Genomic DNA, 21,367 nt, shown 5'->3' on the forward strand with positions numbered 1-21,367 from the left:
CGGTTTGACGGACGGGGGACGGGCATGGCGGGCGATCACCGGCTGGACGTACGCGACGACCGGGTGGCCGCCTTCTGCGCGGAGCGGCACCTCGCGACGCTTACCACCCCGCGTGCCGACGGCACCCCGCACGTGGTGCCCGTAGGGGTCACTCTCGACCCGGCGGCCGGGCTGGCCCGGGTGATCACTTCAGGCACGTCCCGCAAGGCGCGTCACGTGGCCGATGCCGGCGCGGCGGGCCTGCCGGTGGCCGTCTGCCACGTGGATGGCCGACGCTGGCTGACCATCGAGGGCCGGGCGGTGCTCCGGTCGGATCCGGCCTCGGTGGCGGAGGCGGAACGCCGCTACGCCGAGCGGTATCGGGCCCCGCGTCCGAATCCGGAGCGGGTGGTCATCGAGATCACCGTGACCGGTCTGCTCGGGAGCCTCTGACCCACCATCTCCCCCATCGGGGACAGCCGCGTCGTTTGTGCCCATCTGGGGTCCGAGGGGGCCTCGGCAGGGGGCGGAATGCCGGCCGGACCAGGGCCGTTACTCCCGGTACGCCCACGGCCGTGACCGCCGCGGGTCGCCCCCTGATGAGCCGAGCGCCATTCCCGGTGCTGCTGCCCTCCGCCAGTCGGAGGCTCCAACCCCCGAACGGAGACTCGACCATGAACCCGATCATGCAGAAGAGCGGTCTGTCCGTCGTCGGCCTGCTTGTCGCCGGCGGCTGCGTTCTCGGCCCTGCGGTCGCCGCGCAGGCCGCCTCCGCACCGGCTGCCGCAACCTCGTCGAACCAGACCAACCGGAGTGGCGAGCGGGTGCTCGGCATCGACTACCAGGCGCAGCCGAACTTCTACTACTGCGGGCCGGCCGCGACCCGGATCGCCCTCTCCGCCCAGGGCAAGGCGCTGCCCCAGGACGAGGTGGCGAGGCTGCTCGGCACCACCGAGGCGGGCACCCCGTCGGTTCTGGACACGACCCGGGTGCTCAACGAGCTGACCGGCGGCAAGTACCGGACGACCGAGATCAGTGACTCGGCGGCCCGCCCCGACCAGATCGAGCAGTTGCGGCGGGACGTGTTGGCCGCGGTCGACGCCGGACGGCCGGTGGTGGCCAACATCAAGGGCACGACGGTGGACGTCGACGGCAACCCGCACTCGTACGAGGGCGGCCACTACGTGACGCTTGTCGGCTACCGCGACGGTGGGGACACCATCCGGGTCGCCGACCCGGCCGACCCGACGCTTGGCGAATACTGGGTGACCCTGCCGAAGGTCGCCAACTGGATCGCGGAGCGCGGCTACTCCTCCTGATCCGGACGGTTCACCGGGCCGGTCTCCCCCTGTCGGGGATGCCGGCCCGGCTCTCTTCGCGTCGACGGGCGGCGAGGTCCGCCCGTCGACGGGTCCGCGCGGCGCGGGTCGGGCGGTTCCGGTACAGGTGTCGCCGGGGCGGCGGGTGCACGGTGGCCTCCCCGGCACCGGCGGCACTGCGCACGAGCGCGTTGGCGTCGTCCGGGTCGCAGCCGGTGGCGCGGAGCAGGTCGCTGGCCGCGGTGCGCAGGCCTGTGACGAGGGCGTCGCCGAACGACCTGACCCCGCGGACGCTCGCCCGCCCGGCCAGATCGGCGCACTCCTCGACAAGCGCGCGGGTCCTTTGGAACGCGTCGTCGCCCTTGCACTCGGTACGCAGCTGTGCCACCGCCTCGCCGAGTTTGGTGATCGCGTCCGGTAGTTCCGGCGGGATCGGCTCGTCGTACTCCAGTGCGGTGGTCGACCAGCGGGCCAGTGCGCGGCTGTCCAGCAGCAGCCGTTCGAGGTGGCTGGCGCTGACGGCGTACCTGTGGAACTGCTGGCGGCGGTGCCACCGCGCCGGCGCGATCGTCACCACCTCCTCCGCCCCGCTCAGCGCGTCGTGCAGTCGACCCAGGTCGTCGTCGGCGGCGCGGAATCGGTCGAGGACGCGCAACGTCCGGTCGCTGTCGCGTTCCCGCACCGCCTGCCCGAGTTCGGCGAGCTGTTCGCAGAGGATCGCGAAGATCGGTGCCGCCGACCTGTCGAGCACCCGCATCGGGTTGACCGGCAGCAGCAGCGCGACCACCACGAGGCCGACGACGCCACCGACAAGCGCGTCGAAGATCCGTGGCACCTCCAGGCCGCTCTCCATCGGGGCCAGCGTGGTGATCAGTACGGCGGTACCGCCGGCCTGACCGACAAGCGGGCCGCCCTTGCCGGCCACCAGCAGGGCGGTGGCGATGGCGAGAGCGACGACCACACCGGTCTGCCACGGTCCTGAGCCGACGACGAAGCGCAGCGTGTCACCGATGACAAGGCCCAGGGCGACGCCGGCCAGCAGTTCGAAGGTCCGCCGGGCGCGCTGCCCGATGGCGGTGGCGATCGTTCCGACGGCGGCGGCGGGAGCGAAGACGTGCGACCCGGGGCCGAGGAAGTGCTGGGCGATCAGGGCGGCGAGCGCGGCGGCCAACCCTGCCTGGGCGGCGATCACCAGGGTGATCTCCCACTGCCGGGCGCGGACCCGGCCGGCCTCCCCGCTGCGGTGCCGCACTGATTCGACAGCCTGGCCGCCCTTCTCGGCAGCCACCTCGAGTCGAGATCGGTCGCGGCCGGGTGGTGGACGGTCGTCGGCCATGGCGGCGGATACCCCGGCGTCGTCACGGCAATCGTGGTTGTCGCCGTACTGGGCCGAAACGCCCGAGCGGGGGCGATCCGGACTTCGACCTCGGGACGGGACGACCCCCATCACGCCGATGATCCGCCCTACGGTGGAGCGGTACGGGTGTCGGCGCGTGTCAGGCCGGGTACCGACCCTCGCGGATATCGAGGAGGACCGACATGGCGGCAGAGGAACCCGGGGCAGACGCCGGGGAGACAACTGACGGGTCAGGGCCGCGCCAGGCGTGGACGGCACTGCCGTGGCTCGTCCGCACCGCAGTGCTGTGGAGCGCCTGCCTGGTGGTGATCGTCACCGGTCTCTACCTGCTGGGTCGGATCGCCGTGCTGCTGGCACCGCTTGCCATCGCGCTCGCCGCCACCATCTTCCTCACCGCCCTGCTCGACCCGGTGCTGCTCCGGCTGCGTCGACTGCGGGTGCCCGCGTCGCTTGCCGCGCTGCTCACCGTCCTGCTGCTGCTCGGCATCCTCGTGGGTGTGGGCGCGCTGGTGTGGAACCTGACCGCCAACCAGTTCGACCAGCTCAGCCAGGAGCTGACCCAGGGGCTCGACCGCAGCCGGGACTTCGTCACGTCCACACTGCCCGTCACCGACGCCCAACTGGACCGACTTATCGACCAGGCCCGGGAGGGGTTGAGCGGCAGCTCGCCGGACCCGGTCGCCGGGGCCCGGACGGCCACCGAGGTGCTCGGCTCCGCGCTGCTCGCCCTGGTGCTGCTCTTCTTCCTGCTCAAGGACGGCCGGTCGATGTGGCAGTGGGTGCTGTCCCGGACGACCGGCCCGAACCGGCTCCTGGTGGCCGAGGCCGGCCGGGGCGGCTGGCAGACCCTCGGCGCGTACAGCCGGGGCACGATGCTGATCGCCGCGATCGACGCGCTCGGCATCGGCCTGGCCCTCGTGGTGCTGCGGGTGCCGCTGGCTCTGCCGCTGGCGCTGATCACCTTCCTCGGCGGCTTCGTGCCGATCATCGGGGCGACGGTGGCCGGCGCGGTGGCGGTGCTCGTGGCGCTTGCGGCAAACGGGCCGACGACGGCCCTGCTCACCCTCGCCGCGGTGATCGCCGTGCAACAGATCGAGGGCAACCTGCTCGAACCGCTCGTCATGAAGCGGCAGGTCCGGCTGCACCCGGCGGTGATCCTTGTGGCCGTCACCGCCGGCACCCTGATCGCGGGCATCGCCGGCGCCTTCGTGAGCGTCCCGATCACTGCCGTCCTCTGGCGCATCATCGACACCGTCCAACGCCACCACACCACCCCGGCGTTGGCGGTCCCGCCCACGTCGGCCGACCTCATTGCCGACGCGTCGGGAGGGCCGCCCGGGACAGGTGGTCGGTGAACCAGGTGCCAGCATGGTCGGCGACCTGGTCGAGCGTGCCGGGCTCCTCGAACAGGTGCGTGGCGCCGGGCACCACACGCAGCTCGCCGACCTCGCCCAACTCGGCCAGCGCCTGCTCGTTCAACGCGATAACTTCCTCGTCCAAGCCGCCCACAAGCAACAACGTCGGGGTACGCACCCGGCCCAGCGCGGCACCGGCCAGATCGGGTCGACCACCCCGGGACACCACAGCACTCACCCGGTCGGCGCGGGAGGCCGCGGCGACGAGCGCGGCGGCGGCACCCGTGCTGGCACCGAAGAGGCCGATCGGCGCGTCTCCGGCGGGGCGTTCGACCGCCAGCCAGTCGACGATCCCGGCCAGCCGGCTGGCCAACAGCCCGATGTCGAACCGCAGTTCGGCGGTGCGCGCGTCCACCTCATCCTCGTCCGGTGTCAGCAGGTCCACGAGCACGGTGCCGAGGCCACGCCCGTTGAGGGTCCGGGCCACCGCCACGTTGCGCGGGCTGTGCCGCGAGCTGCCGCTGCCGTGTGCGAACAGCACCACGCCGAGCGGCTGAGCGGGCAGCAGCAGGTCGGCGGGGAGTTGGGCGTCCCCGACCGGAATGGTCACCGTGTTGCTCTGCTCGTCCATGCCGCACCTCCGCAGTACTCGCCTACGGCCCGCGTACCCCGCCCGTCGCGTCGCACGCACCCCGACGCCCGGTCGCCGGCCGCGTTTGTCGGGTGGGCCGCCGGGTAGCCGCTGGGTGACCGCAGACCGCGTAGGCGCAACCGCGCCCCGACGGATCGCGAGGATCGCCATGGCCAAGCAGCAGACCTCCCGACAGCAGCAGATGGACGACCGAAACCGGCGCGAACAGGACACCGAGCGGCACCCGAACTGGGGGGACGAGGCCTCCGAGGCCCGTCTGCCCGACGATCCGCGGGCGATGGCGCCCAGGGACGCACTGGGACGCCCGTCGACCGGAGAACCCATCTGACGTACGCGTGGAACGGCCGGGACGGGAGCACTCCCGTCCCGGCCGTCACTGTTCGCGCTCGGGCAACCGGAGCAGTGGCGACCGGCCCGGTGGCTGCTCCGGCGGAGCGGTCGTCGGCTCCGCCGGCGGCACGGGCACGGTCACCGGCTCGTTGCAGGTGACCCGCAGCAGCTGGTCGTGGTGGCGCAACTCCACCACGTCGTCCGGGCCGGCGTGGCGCAGCGAGTACGTCGTCTGGTGCGGCCGGACGTCCACCCGCAGCGCCAGCCCGCGCCACTGCAACGAGAACTCCAGGCGGCTGAGCCGGCTGGAGAGCCGGGGCGCGAACGACAGGCGACCGTCGTGGTCCCGCAACCCGCCGAGCCCGGCGATCAGGGCGAGCCACGCGCCGGCAAGCGACGCCATGTGTACACCGTCGCGGGTGTTCTCGTTGAGGTCGTGCAGGTCCATAAGCGCGGCCTCGCGCAGGTAGATGTGCGCCAACTCGGGATGGCCCACCTCGGCGGCGAGCACCGCCTGCGTGCACGCCGACAGCGACGAGTCACGGACCGTCCGGCGCTCGTAGTAGAGGAAGTTGCGCACCTTCTCCTCGGGGGTGAACGCGTCCCCCCGCCAGTGCATCGCCAGGACCAGGTCGGCCTGCTTGACCACCTGCTTGCGATACAGCTCGAAGTACGGGTAGTGCAGCAGCAACGGGTACTTCTCCGCCGGGGTGTGCGGGAAGTCCCACTCCTCGAGGCGGGTGAACCCCTCCACCTGCTGGTGTACCTCCAGCTCGTCGTCGTACGGGACGTGCATCGAGGCGGCGGCGTCCCGCCAACTCGCCGCCTCCTCGTCGGTGACACCCAGGCGGAACGCCTCGTTTCGGTAGCGCATCACCGTCTCGGCGGCCGTGAGCAGGTTCCGCTGCGCCATCAGGTTGGTGTAGATGTTGTCGTTCTTCACGGCTGTGTACTCGTCCGGGCCGGTCACCCCGTCGATGTGGAACTGGCCGTGCCGGTCGTGGTGCCCGATCGAGCGCCACAGCCGGGCGGTCTCCACAAGCAGCTCCAGCCCGATCTCCCGCTCCAGGTCAGTGTCGCCGGTGACCAGCACGTACCGGCGCAGCGCGTCGGCGATGTCGGCGGCGATGTGGAACGCCGCGGTGCCGGCCGGCCAGTATCCGGAGGACTCCGGCCCCTCGATGGTCCGCCAGGGAAAAGCGGCGCCCTTGAGGTTGAGTGTCTCGGCCCGCTCGCGTGCCTTGTCCAGCGTGCTGTGTCGCCACTGCAACGCGCTGCGCACCGCGCTCGGCTGGGTGTACGTGAGCACCGGCAGGACGAACATCTCGGTGTCCCAGAAGGCGTGCCCGTCGTACCCGGGGCCGGTGAGCCCCTTGGCCGAGATCGGCCGCTGCTCGGCCCGGGCACCGGCCTGGAGCACGTGGAAGAGACCGAACCGGACCGCCTGCTGGATCTCCGGGTCGCCCTCGACAAGCACGTCCGCCGCGTCCCAGAACTCGTCGAGATAGTTGCGCTGCTCCCGGTGCAGCCCATCCCAACCGTCCAGGCGGGCACCGGCCAGAGCCGCGCCGACCTGGTCCCGCAACGCCGGCAGGGAGCGTCGACTCGACCAGCCGTACGTCAGGTACTTGACGATCCGCAGCTTCTCGCCGGGCTTGAGCACGCAGGCGATTGTGGTGCGCACCCAGTCCTCGTACCCCTCGGACTCGATCGTGGTGCGGTCCGGGCCGTGCACCTCGTGCTCCATGGCGGCGGCCACCCGCAGCCCGGAGACCTTCGTGTGGTGGATGAGCTGCCCGCCGTCCGGGGTGGTCAGCTCCTCCTCGGCCTGCAACGGCGACTCCAGGACTGCCGCGACCCGGGGGTCCTTGCTCTGCGCGGGCAGCGACTCGTTGGCCACCAGCTCGGACTGCACGATGAGCCGCAGCGGGCCGTCGACGGCCTCCACCTCGTAGCTGATCGCGGCGACCGAGCGTTGGGTGAACGACACGAGCCGGGTGCTGCGGACCTTTACCTCACGACCGGCCGGGGAGCGCCAGTGCAGCTCGCGGTGCAGGGTGCCGGCCCGCATGTCGAGCACCCGTTCGTGGGAGAGCAGCTCGCCGTAGCGCACGTCGAGCGGTTCGTCGTCCACGAGCAGCCGGATCAGCTTGCCGTTCGTGACGTTGACGATGGTCTGGCCGGATTCGGGGAAGCCGTAGCCGGCCTCCGCGTACGGCAGCGGGCGAAGCTCGAAGAACGAGTTGAGGTACGTGCCGGGCAGGCCGTGCGGCTCGCCCTCGTCGAGGTTGCCGCGCAGCCCGACGTGCCCGTTGGAGAGCGCGAAGACCGATTCCGACTGGGCCAGCACGTCCATGTCCAGGCGGGTCTCGCGGATGTGCCAGGGCTCGACGGGATAGGCCCGTTCCCGGATCACGCGGTGCCCCGCTCGTCGGCGGACGCCGCAGCGGCCGGACGCCGAGGCGCGTCGGCGTCGCTCGCGTCGAGCAGGTCGGCGAGGTCGGTGACCACGATGTCGGCGCCGTGCGCGAGCAGTTCGTCGGCCTGCCCGACCCGGTCGACCCCGATCACGTAGCCGAAGCCGCCGGCACGACCGGCGGCCACGCCGGAGAGCGCGTCCTCGAAGACGGCGGCCTGGGTGGGTTCGACACCGAGCAGTGCGGCCCCGGCCAGGAAGGTGTCGGGCTCCGGCTTGCCGCGCAGCCCCTGCTGTCGAGCGACAAGCCCGTCGACACGCGTTTCCAGCAGGTGCTCCAGCCCGGCGGCGGCGACCACCTCACGCCCGTTGGCGCTCGCGGTCACCACGGCCCGGCGCAGCCCGGCGGCGGTCGCCGCCTCCAGGTAGCGCACCGAGCCCGGGTAGACCTCGACACCGTCAGCGCGCAGGCGCTCCAGCAGCAGGACGTTCTTGCGGTTGCCGATGCCGTTGACGGTGTCGGCGTCCGGTGGGTCGTCGGGGCTGCCCTCGGGGAGCACGATGCCACGGGAGGCGAGGAACGACCGGACGCCGTCGGCGCGGGGTCGGCCGTCGACGTAGCGGTTGTAGTCCGGGCCGGGGTCGAACGGCTGGAACGGTGTTCCGGTAGCCGTCGCGTGCTGGCGCAGAAACTCGTCGAACGTCTGCGTCCAGGCGGCGTTGTGCACGCGGGCGGTCTGCGTCAGCACACCGTCCAGATCGAAGAGACAGGCGGTCACATGATCAGGTAGACCCAGCACCCTACGAATCTAGCCAACGTTACGGGCGATCCCGTCGTTTCGCGGAGGAATGACGCTCGGTCAGTTGGGCCGAAGCGTCCAGAGCACTGTCAGCGTGGAGGTGTGCTTGCCGTCCTCGGTGCCGATCTCCACCTCGACGGGGAACTCGGGTCGTTGGCCGGATTCCAGTTCGTCGGCCACCTCCTGGGCGGGTCGCCCGAGTCGCGCGGTGGCCAGGACCGGCCCGAAGGCACGCTTGCGGTAGGCGATGTCGGCTCGGACGACGAGCGGCACGGCCCGGTCGAGCAGGTGTCCGAAGGCGACGAGCACGACCGCTCCGGAGGCCGTCTCACCGAGCGTGAACATCGCCCCGGCGTGCGGCCCGCCGATGTGGTTGTGGGTGGCCGGAGTGTCGGGGAGCCGTACGACGACCCGCACCCCGCCGTTCGCCTCGGGTGCCACCTCGACGAATTCGATGCCGAGGGTGCGGGCGAACGGCACCGCTTCCAGTATTCCGGCCGCCACCTGGCGCGAGTCGATTGTCATGGCCTGACGTTACTCGCCAGTAACCAGGGCGGCAACAGGGGTTTTCCCTGCTGCCGCCCTGGTCACAGGTTGGCGATCGTGCGCAGGATCTCCGCGTAGAAGTTGCCGTCGATGCTGCGGAAGAAGGCGAAATCCTGACCCGGGTCACCGAAGAACGGGCGCAGTGTCCAGGCCAACTGGGTCCCGACGAAGCCGAAGAGCAGGATCCAGATGTAGAGCAGCGTCATGCTGGCCGGCCGCTGCGTCGGCTCGCCGCGCCGTACCGGCGGGTTGGCCCACGGCCGTTGCGACGCCGGGTAGCCCGGCGGCAGCACGCCGGGCGGGAACGACCCGGCGGCCGGCTGCCCGCCCCACTGGGCCGGGACCTGCGCCGGAGCCTGCGCCGGAGCCTGGGTCGGGGTCTGGACGGTCGACGCCGCGTCGGGCGTGCCGCCGTTCGAGGCCGCCACCGCCGCTCCGGCCGGCACCGCGACCGGCGCGGCACTCTCACCTGCCGACGACACCGCACCGGTGGACACGGCCGTCGGTGCCGAACCGGCCGCGACCAGCACGGCCGGCGCCTGGGCGTTGGCCTGGGCCGGGGCGTCCGCGGTCGCCACCGCCGGCGCCAACAGACCGCTGTCGTTGAGGACCTGCATCCCGCCGGTCAGGAAACGCAGCCCGACAAACGCCGACAGCGTCAGGATGGCGACGTTGAGCAGCTTGAAGAAGCCGTAGTCCGGTGCGGTGATCAGGAAGAAGAGGCTGATCGGCGCGAACGCCACAGCGAGCATCGAGGTGACAGTGATCGCCACCATCACCAGCGCCAGCGACTGGCGCACCGACAGCCGAGCGCCGAAGACCAGGTTGAACAGGTAGAGCGTGGGCAGGCAGATGGCCAGGGTGACCAGGAACAGCAGCGGCAGCTTCAGCGCGGAGGTCAGCGCCATCAGCGGGCTGTGGAAGGCGCCGAGCACCGCGCCATAGCAGGCGAGTGCGATGGCCGAGCTGGCCAGCATCCGACCGGTAAGCGCGTTGAGATCACGCTCCGCCACGATCTGCTGCCAGATGCCCTGCCGGTCGCGCAGGATGCGCTCGATGACGAGCGGGCTGGGACGGTCACCCGACACGGGTGCACCCCTCTCGATGACGTTCACTGTGAACTGGGTGGGCAGACGGTAGGCCACCGGGCGGCCGCCCCGCCACCCCGCTCCGGCGTGACGTCACCGCCAACCCACGTCGATCCGGTCGCCGCGCTCGTCGAAGAAGTGCAGCGCGTCCATCCGGACCGAAACCGCGAGCGGGTGACCGGCGGTGACCGCCGGGTACGGCGCCAGCCGCACCGCCAGCTCCGCCGGGCGGCGGTGGTGCCGGCCCGGGTCGGGAAGCACGCTTGTGCGGTTGCCGACGGCAGGCGGCGGCTCCTCGGTCTCCACCGGCTTGCCGGTGAGCCGCTGCATCACCGCGCCGAACCGGCGCAGGCCACGCTGGCCCACCGGCGGCGGGTCAAGTGGTGCGCCCATCTCGTCCACCATGATCGCGGTCGCTCCGATGTCGAGGAACGCCAGCGACTCGTGCCCGTGGTGCTCCAGATAGCGGATCCGGCCGCGCAGCACGTCGCCAGGGCTGTCCGGGGCGACAGGGGTGAGCGCCTCGGCGCGCATTCCGACCACGATCCGCTCGCCGTGGTAGTGCGCCACAGCCCGGCTACGGATGTCGTTCCAGGGCAGGTAGAGCGACTGGTCACCGAGGTTGAGCGTCACGTACCTGTCGAGGTGGACGTAGACCGACGCCTCCAGCAGGTTCATCCGGGGGCTGCCCAGGAACGCTGCCACGTAGAGCGTCGCCGGCCGGCCGTACACCTGGGTGGGTGTGCCCACGTCCTGGAGCACGCCACGGCGCATGATCGCCACGCGGTCGGCCATTGTCAGCGCCTCGGCCTGGTCGTGGGTGACGTAGACGGTGGTGACACCCAGCTCCCGGGTCAGGCCCGAGATCTCCGCGCGCAGCTCGGCGCGGAGGCCGCTGTCGAGGTTGGACAGCGGTTCGTCCATCAGGAACAGCCCCGGTCGGCGGACGATCGCCCGACCCATCGCGACCCGCTGACGCTGCCCACCGGAGAGCTGGCCAGGCTTGCGGCCCAGCACGTCGTTGATGCCCAGCGCGCTTGCCACGTCGGTGACCCGCTCACCCCGCGGTGTCGGCTCGACCCCGGCCAGCCGCAGCGGGAAGGCGATGTTGTCGCCGACGGTCATGTGCGGATAGAGCGCGAAGTCCTGGAAGACCATGGCGATCTTTCGATCCCGCGGTGGCAGGTCGTTCGCCAGCTCGCCGTCGAGCAGGACCGCACCGTGGGTCGGGTCCTCCAGACCGGCGATCATCCGCAGCACAGTGGACTTGCCGCACCCGGACGGCCCCAGCAGCACCATGAACTCGCCGTCGTTCACGTCCAGGTTGACGCTGTCGACGGCAAGCGTGCCGTCCTTGAAAATCTTACTGACATCCTTGAGCGCGACGGTACTCACCGTCACCTCCCCCAGTTCGTCGGCCGAACCCCACAAGACTGTGACCAGGATCATTCGATTCGGACATCGGGTAAACGTCTTATGTTCGGCTGATGTCGCTTCTATTACCGCGACAACGGGCACCGCATGTCGGCGCGGTCAGCACCCCGCCGACGGCTCGGGCGACTCGCCCAGGAACACCCGGCGCACCACCCGCTCCGCCGCCCGACCGTCATCCAACCTGCAGAAACGGCCCCGGAAATGCTCCCGGGCCTTGGTCGCCGCGTCCGAGCGCTCCGCGCCGGCGCGGAGCAGGTCCAGCAGGTCCGCGAAGGTGGTGGCGACCGCGCCCGGCGGCTCGGCCGTGACGTCGAAATAGACACCCCGGGCCAGGCGGTACGCCTCCCAGTCGGGTGCGTAGAGCACGATCGGCCGGTCCAGCACCGCGTAGTCGAACATCGCCGACGAATAGTCGGTGACCAGCACGTCGGCCACCAGGTACAGGTCCTCGACCCGTTGGTAGCCGCTGACGTCGCGCACCCGCTCCCACTCCACCGGCCGGCCGGGGCGGCGATCGCGGTCGTGGAAGTAGTGACTGCGCATCAGCAGCCGACCCGAGTCACCAAGCGCCTCGACGAACCGGTCCGGGTCGAACGGCGGCCGGTAACCGGGCAGATGTTCGCGGTGCGTCGGGGCGTACAGCACCACCCGCTCGTCGGGGCCGAAGCCGAACTCCGCCCGCAGCCGACGTACCTCCTCCGGGCTGGCGGTGACCAGCCGGTCGTTGCGCGGATAGCCCACCTCGAGCGTGGTGTACGCGGCCGGGTACGCCCGATCCCACATCTGGGTGGAGAAGCTGTTGGCGCTGACGCTGTAGTCCCAACGGTCGACGCGGCGCAGCAGCCCGGCGAAGTCCATCCGGCCCGCACCGATCGGGTAGCGCTGCTGGTCCAACCCCATCACCTTGACCGGAGTGCCGTGGTGGGTCTGCACGTGCACCTGTTCCGGCCGCTTGCGGACGAAATCCGGGTAGTTGACGTTGTTGATCAGCCAGCGGGCCCGCGCGAGCACGCGGTAGTAGGCAGGGGTGCCGGCGACCACGTACTCCACCCCGTCCGGCACGGCGTCCACCCGGTCGCGGCGCACGATCCACACCCCGCGCACGCCGGGGGCCAGCCGGCGGGCGACCTCGTAGATCGCCGCCGGGTTGCAGGCGTAGCCCCGGTACCAGTAGGCCGCGTACACCGCGAGGGTCGGGTCGACCGGTCGGCGCAGTTCCGCCCGGTAGTACTCGCGCAGCAGGCCGTCGCGTGTCCGTCGGGCACTGCGCCGGGCGACGGGCCCGACCCGGCGGCGGGCGGTACGCACCTGCCGGCGGGCCGTGTCCCGGGCCCGGCTGGCCGCCCGCAGCGCGGTGAACGTCCGCCACCGGCCGGTCGCGACCAACCGGTGCTTGACCCCCTCCACCCCCTCCGGCACGGGGTAGCCGCCGTCGGGCACCCACCGCGCGTAGTCGGCGGTGATCTGCGCGAAGAAGGAGGCTCGCAGCTCCGGGGCGATCCGCTGGTCGTTGCCGAGCACCGTCAGGTAGTGCCAGATCATCCGCTCGAAGACCGCTGGCCGCAGCGCGTCCACCGCCGGTGACCAGGCGTCCATCAGGTGGAAGACCCGGTGCCACTGCGGGAACACCTCGAAGTGCCGATCCCCACGCGTCTTGGTGATCGCGCCCGCTCGGCGCTGCCGGTAGTTGACACAGACCCGATCCAGTACGCCGATCCGCCGCGCCGCCATCAGCACCGGATAGCTGAACGAGACGTCCTCGTACCACCCGGCCGAGAAGCGCAGCCCCAGGTCGACAAGGAACTCCCGCCGGACCAGCCGGTTCCAGGCGGTGTGCAGCAGCCGCATCGCCTCCGGCCGGTCCCGCAGCCGGAAGGTGTCCGGCCCGGGCGACTCGGGGAACACCTCGGCCATCGCGCTGCGGGTGGCGGTGTCGTTCCAGTGCGTCCGAACGTGATCGACGAGCAGCACGTCCGGTCGGGTCGCCCGCAGTCGCTCGGCGACCTCCGACAGGCAGTCGGGCGTCAGCCAGTCGTCGCCGTCGATGAACCACACGTACTCGCCGACGGCCCGGTCCAGCCCGATGTTGCGGGCCGGACCGAGGCCGACGTTCTCCGGCAGCCGGACTGATCGAACCCGCTGGTCACGGGCGGCGTATTCGTCGATGATCTCGCCGCTGGCGTCCGGCGAGCAGTCGTCGACGGCGATCACCTCAAGATCGGTCTCCGGCTGGCCGAGGATGGAGTCCAGGCACTCGCGCAGGTAGCCCTGCACCCGGAAGGCCGGAACCACGAAACTGATAAGGGTCATCCGGCCGTCCCTCCGTCAGCGCGGCGCCACACCTCCCGCGCCCAGGGGCGCGGCCGACGCCCGCGCGCTACGGGCCGGCCGGACGAACCAGGCCAGGACGGCGCTCGCCAAGAAGACCACGAGAAGGTACGCACCGAGTGTAGCCATGCCGATACCGGCTATATCGGCAATCGCGGCGAGGGCCAGCAGCACCGAACGACCCTCCCAGCCCAGCGTGGCCCCGTGCAGCGGCGGTGCCGCCTGTCGCTTCTCCAGTCGCGCGGTCAGGTCGTAGTGGTGCACGGTGAGCACGAAGACATAGCCGAAGATCAACCACCCCGGCACGCCACCGACCACCCCTACCGCGATGGCGAACAGGTACTCGGCGGCCCGCAACGCCGCCGGCACCAGCCAGTCCAGCGGGCCGTTGTGCGCCGCACCGGCACCGAGACCACCGGCGAGCAGCACAAGCAACGCCACAGGCACCGCCCAGCGCAGCCCGTCGGGCGTGTCGCTCAGCAGCGCCGCGACAAGCAGCACCACAGGGCCGAGCGCGGCGATCACCGCCAGGGTGAGCGGCCCCATCGGGCGGACCACAGGCAGCCGGCGCGCCAGCGGCCCGTCGTCGCGGTGCAGCGTCGCGTCGACCGTGTCCAACACCGGCACCCACATCCAGCGGGCCCGCAACGTCCGCAGCGCCCCCGTGTACGCGAACGCCAGCGCACCCCACACCAACACCGCGATCAGGCTGACAAGCGGATTGAACAGCGCGACGGTCACCGCGATGAGCGCCCACCGCTCGCCGATCGGGAACACCACAGTCCGCTTCAGCCAGTACGACAGCGAACCCGTGTCCGCCTGCACCCGTGTCGACGCGGCGTTCAGACGGTCACCGATCCCGCCGCTGGCACCCGACGCCGACCGGGGCCGTCGAGCCGCCTCGTCGTGCAGCGCCCCGTACCAGGTGTCGGTCATGTGCCGGACGGTCTGCAACGTCATCGCGGCGATCGCCAACGCCCAGCCGTTGCCCAGCCCGGCGTGGCTCACGCCGAACCCGAGACCGGCGTAGACCAGGTATTCCTTCGCCCGGTCGGCCATCGTGTCCAGCCAGCCACCCCACGCGCTGAAATGCCTCGTGTAGCGGGCCAACTGACCGTCCACGCAGTCCAGCACGAACCCGAGGTAGAGCAGCACCGCGCCGACCACAAGCGCGGGTCGCCCGCCGACGCCGAACAGCACGGCGGCGGCCAGCGCGAACAGCACCGAGATCGCGGTCACCCCGGTCGGGGTGAGCCGCATCCGTGCCGCCAGCCGCACCACGTACGGCGACCAGGTGCTGACGAAGTACGTGGAGAAGAAGTCGTCCTTCTCCTTCACCGACAGCCGCAACTCGGCGCGGTCCTCGTCGACGGCCGTCACCGCCGCCTCCGCGGCGGCCAGCCCGGCGGCGTCCTCGACGCGGTGCGCGACGAGCAGGCGTACCCGCTGGGCGAAGATCAGGGTGCCGAGCCCCGCGAGGCCCGCGAAGAGCCGGTCCACGGCGGACCCGGGGCCGCCGGCCGCGACCGGCGCGCCAGATCCACCCCCATCGCCCGGGGACAGCGGCGAAACGTCGCCGGCCGGGCCGAACGGGGTGGCGACGGGCAGCAGGCCTGCCGTAGCGGCCCGGGCAGCAGCGGCGAGGGTCGGTAGGTCGTCCACGCCGACCCGCAGCGCACCGCCGAACACGCCTGTGGCGTCGCCGTCGAGGTCGCCCACCGCGCCGGCATCGACGACCTGTCCGCGCTCCTCGCGCACGGCCGTCCGGCCGGGCACCGGCGGGTCGCTCAGCACCAACGCCACGGTCGGCCCGACCGGGCTGGTGGCCAGGTGCCGCAGGACGGCAGTGTGCGCCACCAGGTCCGTGCCGGTCACCAGCAGCGGGCCGGTGGCGGAGTCGGCAAGCGCGGCAAACTCGTCGAGGGTCGCGGCGAAGCGCACCTCGGCCGCCCCGGCCCGGCGCAACTGGGCGGCGAGCCGGTCGGCGAGCGGCTCACCGGTCGCGGTGGTCAGGCCCGCCGCGGGCGTCCCGGCGGCGAGCACGATCGCGAGCGTCACCGCGGGACCGCGGCGTGGTACGCGTCGAGCGCCTCGGCGATGGTGCCGTCGAGCGTCAACCGGCCCGCGTCGAGGTACAACCCCCGACGGCAGAACCGGGTCAGGTCCTTTTCGTTGTGTGACACCAACACGAGCGTGCGCCCCTCCCCGAGCAGACGATCAATAGTCGCGTAACACTTCTTGCGGAACTCCGCGTCGCCGACAGCGGTCACCTCGTCCATCAGCAGGATCGGATGCGGCAGGTGCGAGATGATCGCGAAGCCGAGCCGCACCTTCATCCCCGACGAGTAATGCCGCACCGACGTGTCGATGGCCCGTTCCACCTGCTCACCGGCGAACTCGACGATCTCGTCGAAGTGCCGTTTCAGGTAGCTCGCCGACAGCCCGTGCAGCCCACCGACGAGGTGCAGGTTCTCCCGCCCGGTCAGGTCGTTGGAGAAGCCGGCGGACAACTCCAGCAGCGGCGCCACCGCCCCGTGCACCCGGATGCTGCCCTCGTCCGGAATGAGCACCCCGGCGATCAGCCGCAGCAGGGTGCTCTTACCTGTGCCGTTGCGGCCGATCACCCCTACGGTCTCGCCCGGCTCGACGGTGAACGACACGTCGCGCAGCGGCCAGAACTGGCCCGGCAGGGCACCCCGCGCGCCCCGGTGGATGAACAACTCCCGCAGCCGCAGTTGGCGGCGACGGTTGCGGACGAACCGGATGCCCAGGCCGTCGGCCTCGATGATCGGCGCGGCCATCTCAGAGTTCCTTGAGCACTGCGGGTTCCAGCCGGCGGAACGACCACCAGCCGGCGACCAGCACCAGCAGGCTGCCGGCGACGGTGGTGACGAGCAGTCGGGCGTCCGGGAACTCGTCCGGGTACCAGATCGCGTGGTGCAGTTGGAAGATCCCGACCAGCGGGTTCAGCTCGTACACCACCTTCAACCAGCCGGGCAGGCTCGACTCCCGCACCAGGCTGAGCGGGTAGATGATCGGCGTGGCGTAGAAGAGCACCCGGATGATCAGCCGCATGAGCCGTTCCACGTCGCGCATCAGCACGTTCCACGCCGACAGCAGCAGAGCCAGCCCGATCAGCAGGGCAGCCTGGACGGCCACCGCGAGCGGCAGCGCCAGCAACGACCAGCCGGGGTGGATCCGCCCGTGCACCGTGTAGATCACCGCGATGGCGGCGAGGATCGGCAGGCCTGCCGCGTACTCGGCGAACCGGCCGGTGACCCGCCCGATCGGGAAGACCTGGCGCGGCACGTTCATCGTGGTGATCAGCCGGGACTGGCCGGTAAGCGCGTTCGTCGCCTCGCTCAGCGCCGAACTGGTCCACATCCAGGCGAAGATCCCGGTGATCAGGAACAGCGGGTACGACCCGGCGGCCTCGCCGAGATGCCGCCCGGTGTCCCGGGAGTAGAGCACGCCGAAGACGAACCAGTAGATGGCGCCCATGCCGAGCGGCTCGATCAACGACCAGAAGTAGCCAAGGACCGACTGCTGGTACTTGACCGCCAGATCCCGCCTCACAAGGATGCGCAGCGAGTTGCGGTGCGACCACAACGCCGCGACGCCAGCGGTCACCGCAGCCTCCCGCCTCCTGAAACGGACGACAGGTTAGCAGTCGGTGAACGAATGCCCCGAATCGGCAGACTCAGCACTCGATCACGTTGACGGCCAGACCGCCACGCGCCGTCTCCTTGTACTTGACCTTCATGTCGGCGCCCGTCTCCCGCATGGTCTTGATGACCTTGTCCAGCGACACCGCGTGCACCCCGTCACCGCGCAGCGCGAGCCGGGCGGCCGTGATCGCCTTGATGCTAGCCACCGCGTTCCGCTCGATGCAGGGGATCTGCACCAGGCCACCCACCGGGTCACACGTCAACCCGAGGTTGTGCTCCATCCCGATCTCGGCGGCGTTCTCCACCTGCTCGGGCGTGCCGCCGAGCGCCTCGGCCAACCCGGCGGCGGCCATCGAGCAGGCCGAGCCGACCTCACCCTGACAGCCGACCTCCGCGCCGGAGATCGAGGCGTTCTCCTTGAACAACACGCCGATAGCCCCGGCCGCCAGCAGGAACCGCACCACACCCTCGTCGTCGGCGTCCTCGATGAACCGGGTGTAGTAGTGCAGCACCGCCGGGATGATCCCCGCCGCGCCGTTGGTAGGTGCGGTGACCACCCGACCACCTGCCGCGTTCTCCTCGTTCACCGCGAGCGCGAACAGCGTCACCCAGTCCATCACCCGCAGCGGGTCGGTGCTCGCGGTGTCCGCCTCCAGGCTGCGCCGCAGCTCCGCCGCGCGCCGCCGAACCTTCAAACCACCAGGGAGTACGCCGTCCCGCTCGCCGCCCCGCTGCACGCACTCCCGCATCACCCGCCAGATGTCCAGCAGGCCAGCTCGGATCTCCGCCTCGCTGCGCCAGGAGCGCTCGTTGGCAAGCATCACCTCGCTTATCGACAAGCCGGTGCGTGTGGTCACCTCCAGCAGCTGCGCGCCGGTCAGGAAGGGATACCGCACCGTGGTGCTGTCGGGCTTGATGCGATCCGCGCCCGCCGCCGCCTCGTCCACCACGAAACCGCCACCGACGGAGTAGTAGGTACGGCCGCACAGCACGGCACCGGCCCCGTCGTACGCCGCGAAGGTCATCCCGTTCGGGTGGTACGGCAACGACCGGCGACGATGCAGCGTCAGATCCCGATCCGGGTCGAAGTCGATCTCGTGCGCGCCCAGCAGGCTGAGCCGCCGCTCGGCCCTGATCCGTTCCACCAGGGGGCCGACGGTGTCCGTGTCGACCGTCTCCGGCGCCTCGCCGGAGAGCCCCAGCAGCACCGCCGGGCCACTGCCGTGCCCATGCCCGGTAGCGCCCAACGAACCGAACAGCTCTGCCTGCACCCGCGCCGTGTCGGAGAGCAGCCCGTCGGCCTTGAGCCCCGCCACGAACGTACGGGCGGCCCGCATCGGCCCCACCGTGTGCGAACTTGACGGCCCGATGCCGACGCTGAAGAGGTCGAAAACACTGATCATGGCTGCGCTTTCTCGCCGTCCCGTCGTACGGGATCCGGCCCGCTCGTAGCCACCGGTAGGCGGCTCCGCTCGTGGTCGCCCGGTCGGGCGGCCGCCGGGCACCCGGGGTGTGGGTGCCCGACCTGCGAGCCTACCCGCCCGCCCGCCCCGCCCACCCCGTCGCGGGCAGCGCGGGGCGTTGGAGTGGGGCCGCACGGGTATGTACCTACGGGTCCACGGGCTGCCGATCATCCCTCAGACCGAGGGCGGGATCGCGGCCCCTTCCTACCGTGGATTGCAGACGCGGCGCACTGCCGCAGAGTGGGAGTACGACATGAGTCGCAAACTGGTTCGGCCCCGCCAGGGGCGCATGCTCGCCGGTGTCTGCGCCGGCCTCGGTCAGCGGTTCGGCATGTCCGCCGGGATGGTTCGGCTGCTGTTCCTGCTGTCGCTGCTGCTGCCCGGCACCCAGGTGATCGTCTACCTGATCCTCTGGGTCCTCATGCCGAACGAGGACCGCTACTTCGCCACCGCCCGGCACTGACCCCCAACCGCGCCACCGTCAAGCGCCCGCCCCGACGATGGTCGGGGCGGGCGCTTGCGCGTACGGAGTAGTGGCAGATCAGGGAGCCGTGTAGGTGACAGTGACCTGCTGGTAGCCCAATGAGCGCAGCAGCCCCTCAAGCATCTTGCGGGTGTTCTCCTCGGCGCGGGCGGAGAGCCCGCTGTCCCGGGCGGCGGCGGTGATCCGTTCCTCGGCCAACTGGTAGACCTGCTGCTGCCGGTTGGGGTCGTTGCCGACCAGGTCACCGAGCCGGTTGAGCAGACCGCGCTGCTCGGCGAAGACGTAGCTCTTCTCCAGGTCGAGGTTTGTCTCACCGAGTTGCGGCGCGGGCAGTTTGATCTCGACCGAGGTGCCGTCGGCGGACTCGACGACCGCACCTTCACCGATCTTGGCGAAGTCGACGTACGCCTCCACGCTGCCGGCCCCGACGAAGAGCGTGCGCTCGTTGAGCAGGAAGTCGGGAACGTTGCGCCTGTCGTTCTGGGTGTCCACCACGACCTGGAAGTTGCCCTCCGCCGCCACGTAGCGGCTGAGGTCCTGAATCGACTTCAACAGCGGCGGCTGACTGCGGTCGGTCTGCTCCTTGGCGAACGGGTTGCGGAAATCCGGCAGGAAGCCTGTCGCCTGCACGCCGAGCAGCACCACCACGGCCAACGCGGCAGCACCGAGCAGCAGGAGAAGGCCACGGGCCGCCCCACCGGACCCACCTGGCCCGCCTGTCGTCGGGTCACCGGTGCCACCGGGGGTGTCCGCTGTCGATTCGAGTGCAGGGGTCGAGCGCTCCTTGAGATCGTCGCCGGTCGGGTAACCGGGGAACTCTCTCGTGGGCTCGTTGATGCCAGCGTCGCGAGCCATCACACTCACCGTCCTCGTCAGACACGTCGTCTGTCAATGACGGTACGGCCCCCGTACGACAGCCGCGCGCCGAGCGGCCGGAAAGCACAAACGGGCAGGTCAGGCGAAGGCGGAGAGCCCGGTGAGCCGCTGCCCGACGACCAACTGGTGGATTTCCGAGGTGCCCTCGTACGTCAGCACGCTCTCCAGGTTGTTCGCGTGCCGCATCACCGGGTACTCCCCGGAGACGCCGTTGGCGCCGAGGATGGTGCGGCACTGCCGGGCGATGGCCAGGGCCTCCCGCACGTTGTTCAGTTTGCCCACGCTCACCTGCTCGGGGCGCAGGCGGCCGGCGTCGGCGAGCCGGCCGAGGTGCAGGGCGAGCAGTTGGCCCTTGACCAGCTCGACGGCCATGTCGGCGAGCTTGGCCTGGGTGAGCTGGAACCCGGCGAGCGGGCGGCCGAACTGGGTGCGGGTGGTGGCGTACGCCAGGGCGGTCTCCAGGCAGTCCCGGGCGGCGCCGACCGAGCCCCAGACGATGCCGTAGCGGGCCTCGGTGAGGCAGCTCAGCGGGGCCTTGAGCCCGATCGCCTCGGGCAGTAGGGCGTCCGCCGGGAGCCGGACGTCGTCGAGGGAGATCTCGCCGGTCACCGACGCGCGCAGCGACATCTTGCGGTGGATCTCGCGGGCCGTGACGCCTGGCGTGTCCATGGGTACGGCGAAACCCCGCACGCCGGAGTCGGTGCGCGCCCAGATCACGCCGACGTCGGCGATCGGCGCGTTGGTGATCCACAGCTTGCCGCCGGTGAGCACCCAGTCGTCGCCGTGGCGGCGTGCGCGGGTGGTCATCGACGCCGGGTCGGAGCCGTGGTCCGGTTCGGTCAGCCCGAAACAGCCGATCGCGTCGCCTGTCGCCATCGACGGCAGCCAGCGCTGCTTCTGCTCCTCGCTGCCGTAGCGCCAGATGGCGTACATGGCCAGCGAGCCCTGCACCGAGACCAGCGAGCGGACGCCGGAGTCGCCGGCCTCCAACTCCTGGCAGGCGAGCCCGTAGGCGACGGCGGAGGCGCCGGCGCAGCCGTAGCCGGTCAGGTGCATGCCGAGCAGCCCGAGTTTGCCGAACTCCCGGGCCAACTCCCGGGCCGGCACGCGACCCTTGTCGTACCAGTCGGCGACGTAGGGGCGGACCTGGTCGTCCACGACCTGGCGGACGACGTCGCGGATCTGCCGCTCCTCCTCGCTGAGCGACGGGTCCAGGTCGAGCAGGTCCAGCGGAGCGGTCATGGACGCCACCTTAACGAAGACTCAGGCCGG

The 21,367-nt window shown here is 71.1% G+C and carries 19 protein-coding genes; 5 read left to right on the plus strand and 14 right to left on the minus strand.

The window, feature by feature from the left end:
• Positions 1-24 precede the first annotated feature (24 nt).
• Together ACFY2Q_RS00770 and ACFY2Q_RS00775 are read left to right on the plus strand one after the other, a co-directional pair.
• On the plus strand, positions 25-432 hold the full coding sequence (locus ACFY2Q_RS00770; RefSeq protein WP_387126218.1) for a pyridoxamine 5'-phosphate oxidase family protein: 408 nt from the start codon (positions 25-27) through the stop codon (positions 430-432).
• Between the two features lie 221 nt (positions 433-653).
• A complete protein-coding gene (locus ACFY2Q_RS00775; protein WP_387126220.1) occupies positions 654-1,298 on the plus strand; it encodes a C39 family peptidase in 645 nt (214 codons plus the stop codon).
• A gap of 10 nt (positions 1,299-1,308) precedes the next feature.
• Here ACFY2Q_RS00775 and ACFY2Q_RS00780 read toward each other — a convergent pair whose 3' ends face one another.
• Positions 1,309-2,586, minus strand: coding sequence for an aromatic acid exporter family protein (locus ACFY2Q_RS00780; protein ID WP_387126222.1), 1,278 nt, complete (start codon positions 2,584-2,586; stop codon positions 1,309-1,311).
• A 251-nt stretch (positions 2,587-2,837) separates the two neighbouring features.
• Between ACFY2Q_RS00780 and ACFY2Q_RS00785 the strand changes: the two genes are divergently transcribed.
• On the plus strand, positions 2,838-4,010 hold the full coding sequence (locus ACFY2Q_RS00785) for an AI-2E family transporter (RefSeq protein WP_387126224.1): 1,173 nt from the start codon (positions 2,838-2,840) through the stop codon (positions 4,008-4,010).
• Here the strand turns inward: ACFY2Q_RS00785 and ACFY2Q_RS00790 are convergent.
• Positions 3,964-4,641 (minus strand): dienelactone hydrolase family protein, encoded by a 678-nt coding sequence (locus ACFY2Q_RS00790; protein WP_387126226.1) that lies wholly within the window; start codon positions 4,639-4,641, stop codon positions 3,964-3,966. The two genes, ACFY2Q_RS00785 and ACFY2Q_RS00790, sit on opposite strands and share 47 nt — an antisense overlap.
• A 169-nt stretch (positions 4,642-4,810) precedes the next feature.
• On the opposite strand from ACFY2Q_RS00790, the gene ACFY2Q_RS00795 reads away from it, so the two are divergent.
• On the plus strand, positions 4,811-4,990 hold the full coding sequence (locus tag ACFY2Q_RS00795) for a hypothetical protein (RefSeq protein ID WP_387126228.1): 180 nt from the start codon (positions 4,811-4,813) through the stop codon (positions 4,988-4,990).
• A 45-nt stretch (positions 4,991-5,035) separates the two neighbouring features.
• On the opposite strand, the gene ACFY2Q_RS00800 is transcribed toward ACFY2Q_RS00795, so the two are convergent.
• The 10 genes from ACFY2Q_RS00800 to ACFY2Q_RS00845 all read right to left on the minus strand — a co-directional run bounded on the left by ACFY2Q_RS00800 (position 5,036) and on the right by ACFY2Q_RS00845 (position 18,675).
• Positions 5,036-7,408 (minus strand): glycoside hydrolase family 65 protein, encoded by a 2,373-nt coding sequence (locus tag ACFY2Q_RS00800; RefSeq protein ID WP_387126230.1) that lies wholly within the window; start codon positions 7,406-7,408, stop codon positions 5,036-5,038.
• Positions 7,405-8,208: an HAD family hydrolase gene (locus ACFY2Q_RS00805; RefSeq protein WP_387126232.1), complete on the minus strand. Its 804-nt coding sequence runs from the start codon at positions 8,206-8,208 to the stop codon at positions 7,405-7,407. The genes ACFY2Q_RS00800 and ACFY2Q_RS00805 overlap by 4 nt, the downstream gene beginning before the upstream one ends.
• A 60-nt stretch (positions 8,209-8,268) precedes the next feature.
• Entirely contained in the window at positions 8,269-8,733 is a 465-nt protein-coding gene (locus tag ACFY2Q_RS00810; RefSeq protein ID WP_387126234.1) for a DUF4442 domain-containing protein, read from the minus strand.
• Between the two features lie 62 nt (positions 8,734-8,795).
• Positions 8,796-9,899, minus strand: coding sequence for a hypothetical protein (locus ACFY2Q_RS00815; RefSeq protein WP_387126236.1), 1,104 nt, complete (start codon positions 9,897-9,899; stop codon positions 8,796-8,798).
• A gap of 36 nt (positions 9,900-9,935) precedes the next feature.
• Positions 9,936-11,237, minus strand: coding sequence for an ABC transporter ATP-binding protein (locus tag ACFY2Q_RS00820; RefSeq protein ID WP_387126238.1), 1,302 nt, complete (start codon positions 11,235-11,237; stop codon positions 9,936-9,938).
• A gap of 138 nt (positions 11,238-11,375) precedes the next feature.
• Complete coding sequence (locus tag ACFY2Q_RS00825) at positions 11,376-13,586, minus strand: CDP-glycerol glycerophosphotransferase family protein (protein WP_387126240.1); 2,211 nt, start codon at positions 13,584-13,586, stop codon at positions 11,376-11,378.
• Positions 13,587-13,601: 15 nt separating this feature from the next.
• Positions 13,602-15,662, minus strand: coding sequence for a DUF5941 domain-containing protein (locus ACFY2Q_RS00830; RefSeq protein ID WP_387126242.1), 2,061 nt, complete (start codon positions 15,660-15,662; stop codon positions 13,602-13,604).
• The gene (locus ACFY2Q_RS00835; RefSeq protein ID WP_387126245.1) at positions 15,659-16,405 is read right to left on the minus strand and encodes an ABC transporter ATP-binding protein; all 747 of its coding nucleotides are present in this window, start codon (positions 16,403-16,405) and stop codon (positions 15,659-15,661) included. The genes ACFY2Q_RS00830 and ACFY2Q_RS00835 overlap by 4 nt, the downstream gene beginning before the upstream one ends.
• 1 nt (position 16,406) lies before the next feature.
• A complete protein-coding gene (locus ACFY2Q_RS00840) occupies positions 16,407-17,234 on the minus strand; it encodes an ABC transporter permease (RefSeq protein WP_387126248.1) in 828 nt (275 codons plus the stop codon).
• A gap of 70 nt (positions 17,235-17,304) precedes the next feature.
• Positions 17,305-18,675, minus strand: a complete 1,371-nt coding sequence (locus ACFY2Q_RS00845) for an L-serine ammonia-lyase (protein WP_387126250.1) — start codon at positions 18,673-18,675, stop codon at positions 17,305-17,307.
• 313 nt (positions 18,676-18,988) lie between these two features.
• Here ACFY2Q_RS00845 and ACFY2Q_RS00850 point away from each other — a divergent pair, with 313 nt between their 5' ends.
• Complete coding sequence (locus ACFY2Q_RS00850) at positions 18,989-19,198, plus strand: PspC domain-containing protein (RefSeq protein WP_387126253.1); 210 nt, start codon at positions 18,989-18,991, stop codon at positions 19,196-19,198.
• A gap of 78 nt (positions 19,199-19,276) precedes the next feature.
• Here the strand turns inward: ACFY2Q_RS00850 and ACFY2Q_RS00855 are convergent, their stop codons facing one another.
• Positions 19,277-20,077, minus strand: coding sequence for a DUF4230 domain-containing protein (locus tag ACFY2Q_RS00855; protein ID WP_387127514.1), 801 nt, complete (start codon positions 20,075-20,077; stop codon positions 19,277-19,279).
• Between the two features lie 96 nt (positions 20,078-20,173).
• On the minus strand, positions 20,174-21,337 hold the full coding sequence (locus ACFY2Q_RS00860) for an acyl-CoA dehydrogenase family protein (protein WP_387126255.1): 1,164 nt from the start codon (positions 21,335-21,337) through the stop codon (positions 20,174-20,176).
• Positions 21,338-21,367: the final 30 nt, after the last annotated feature.

It is taken from the genome of Micromonospora sp. NPDC000316 (assembly GCF_042898885.1).
Classification (GTDB): domain Bacteria; phylum Actinomycetota; class Actinomycetes; order Mycobacteriales; family Micromonosporaceae; genus Micromonospora.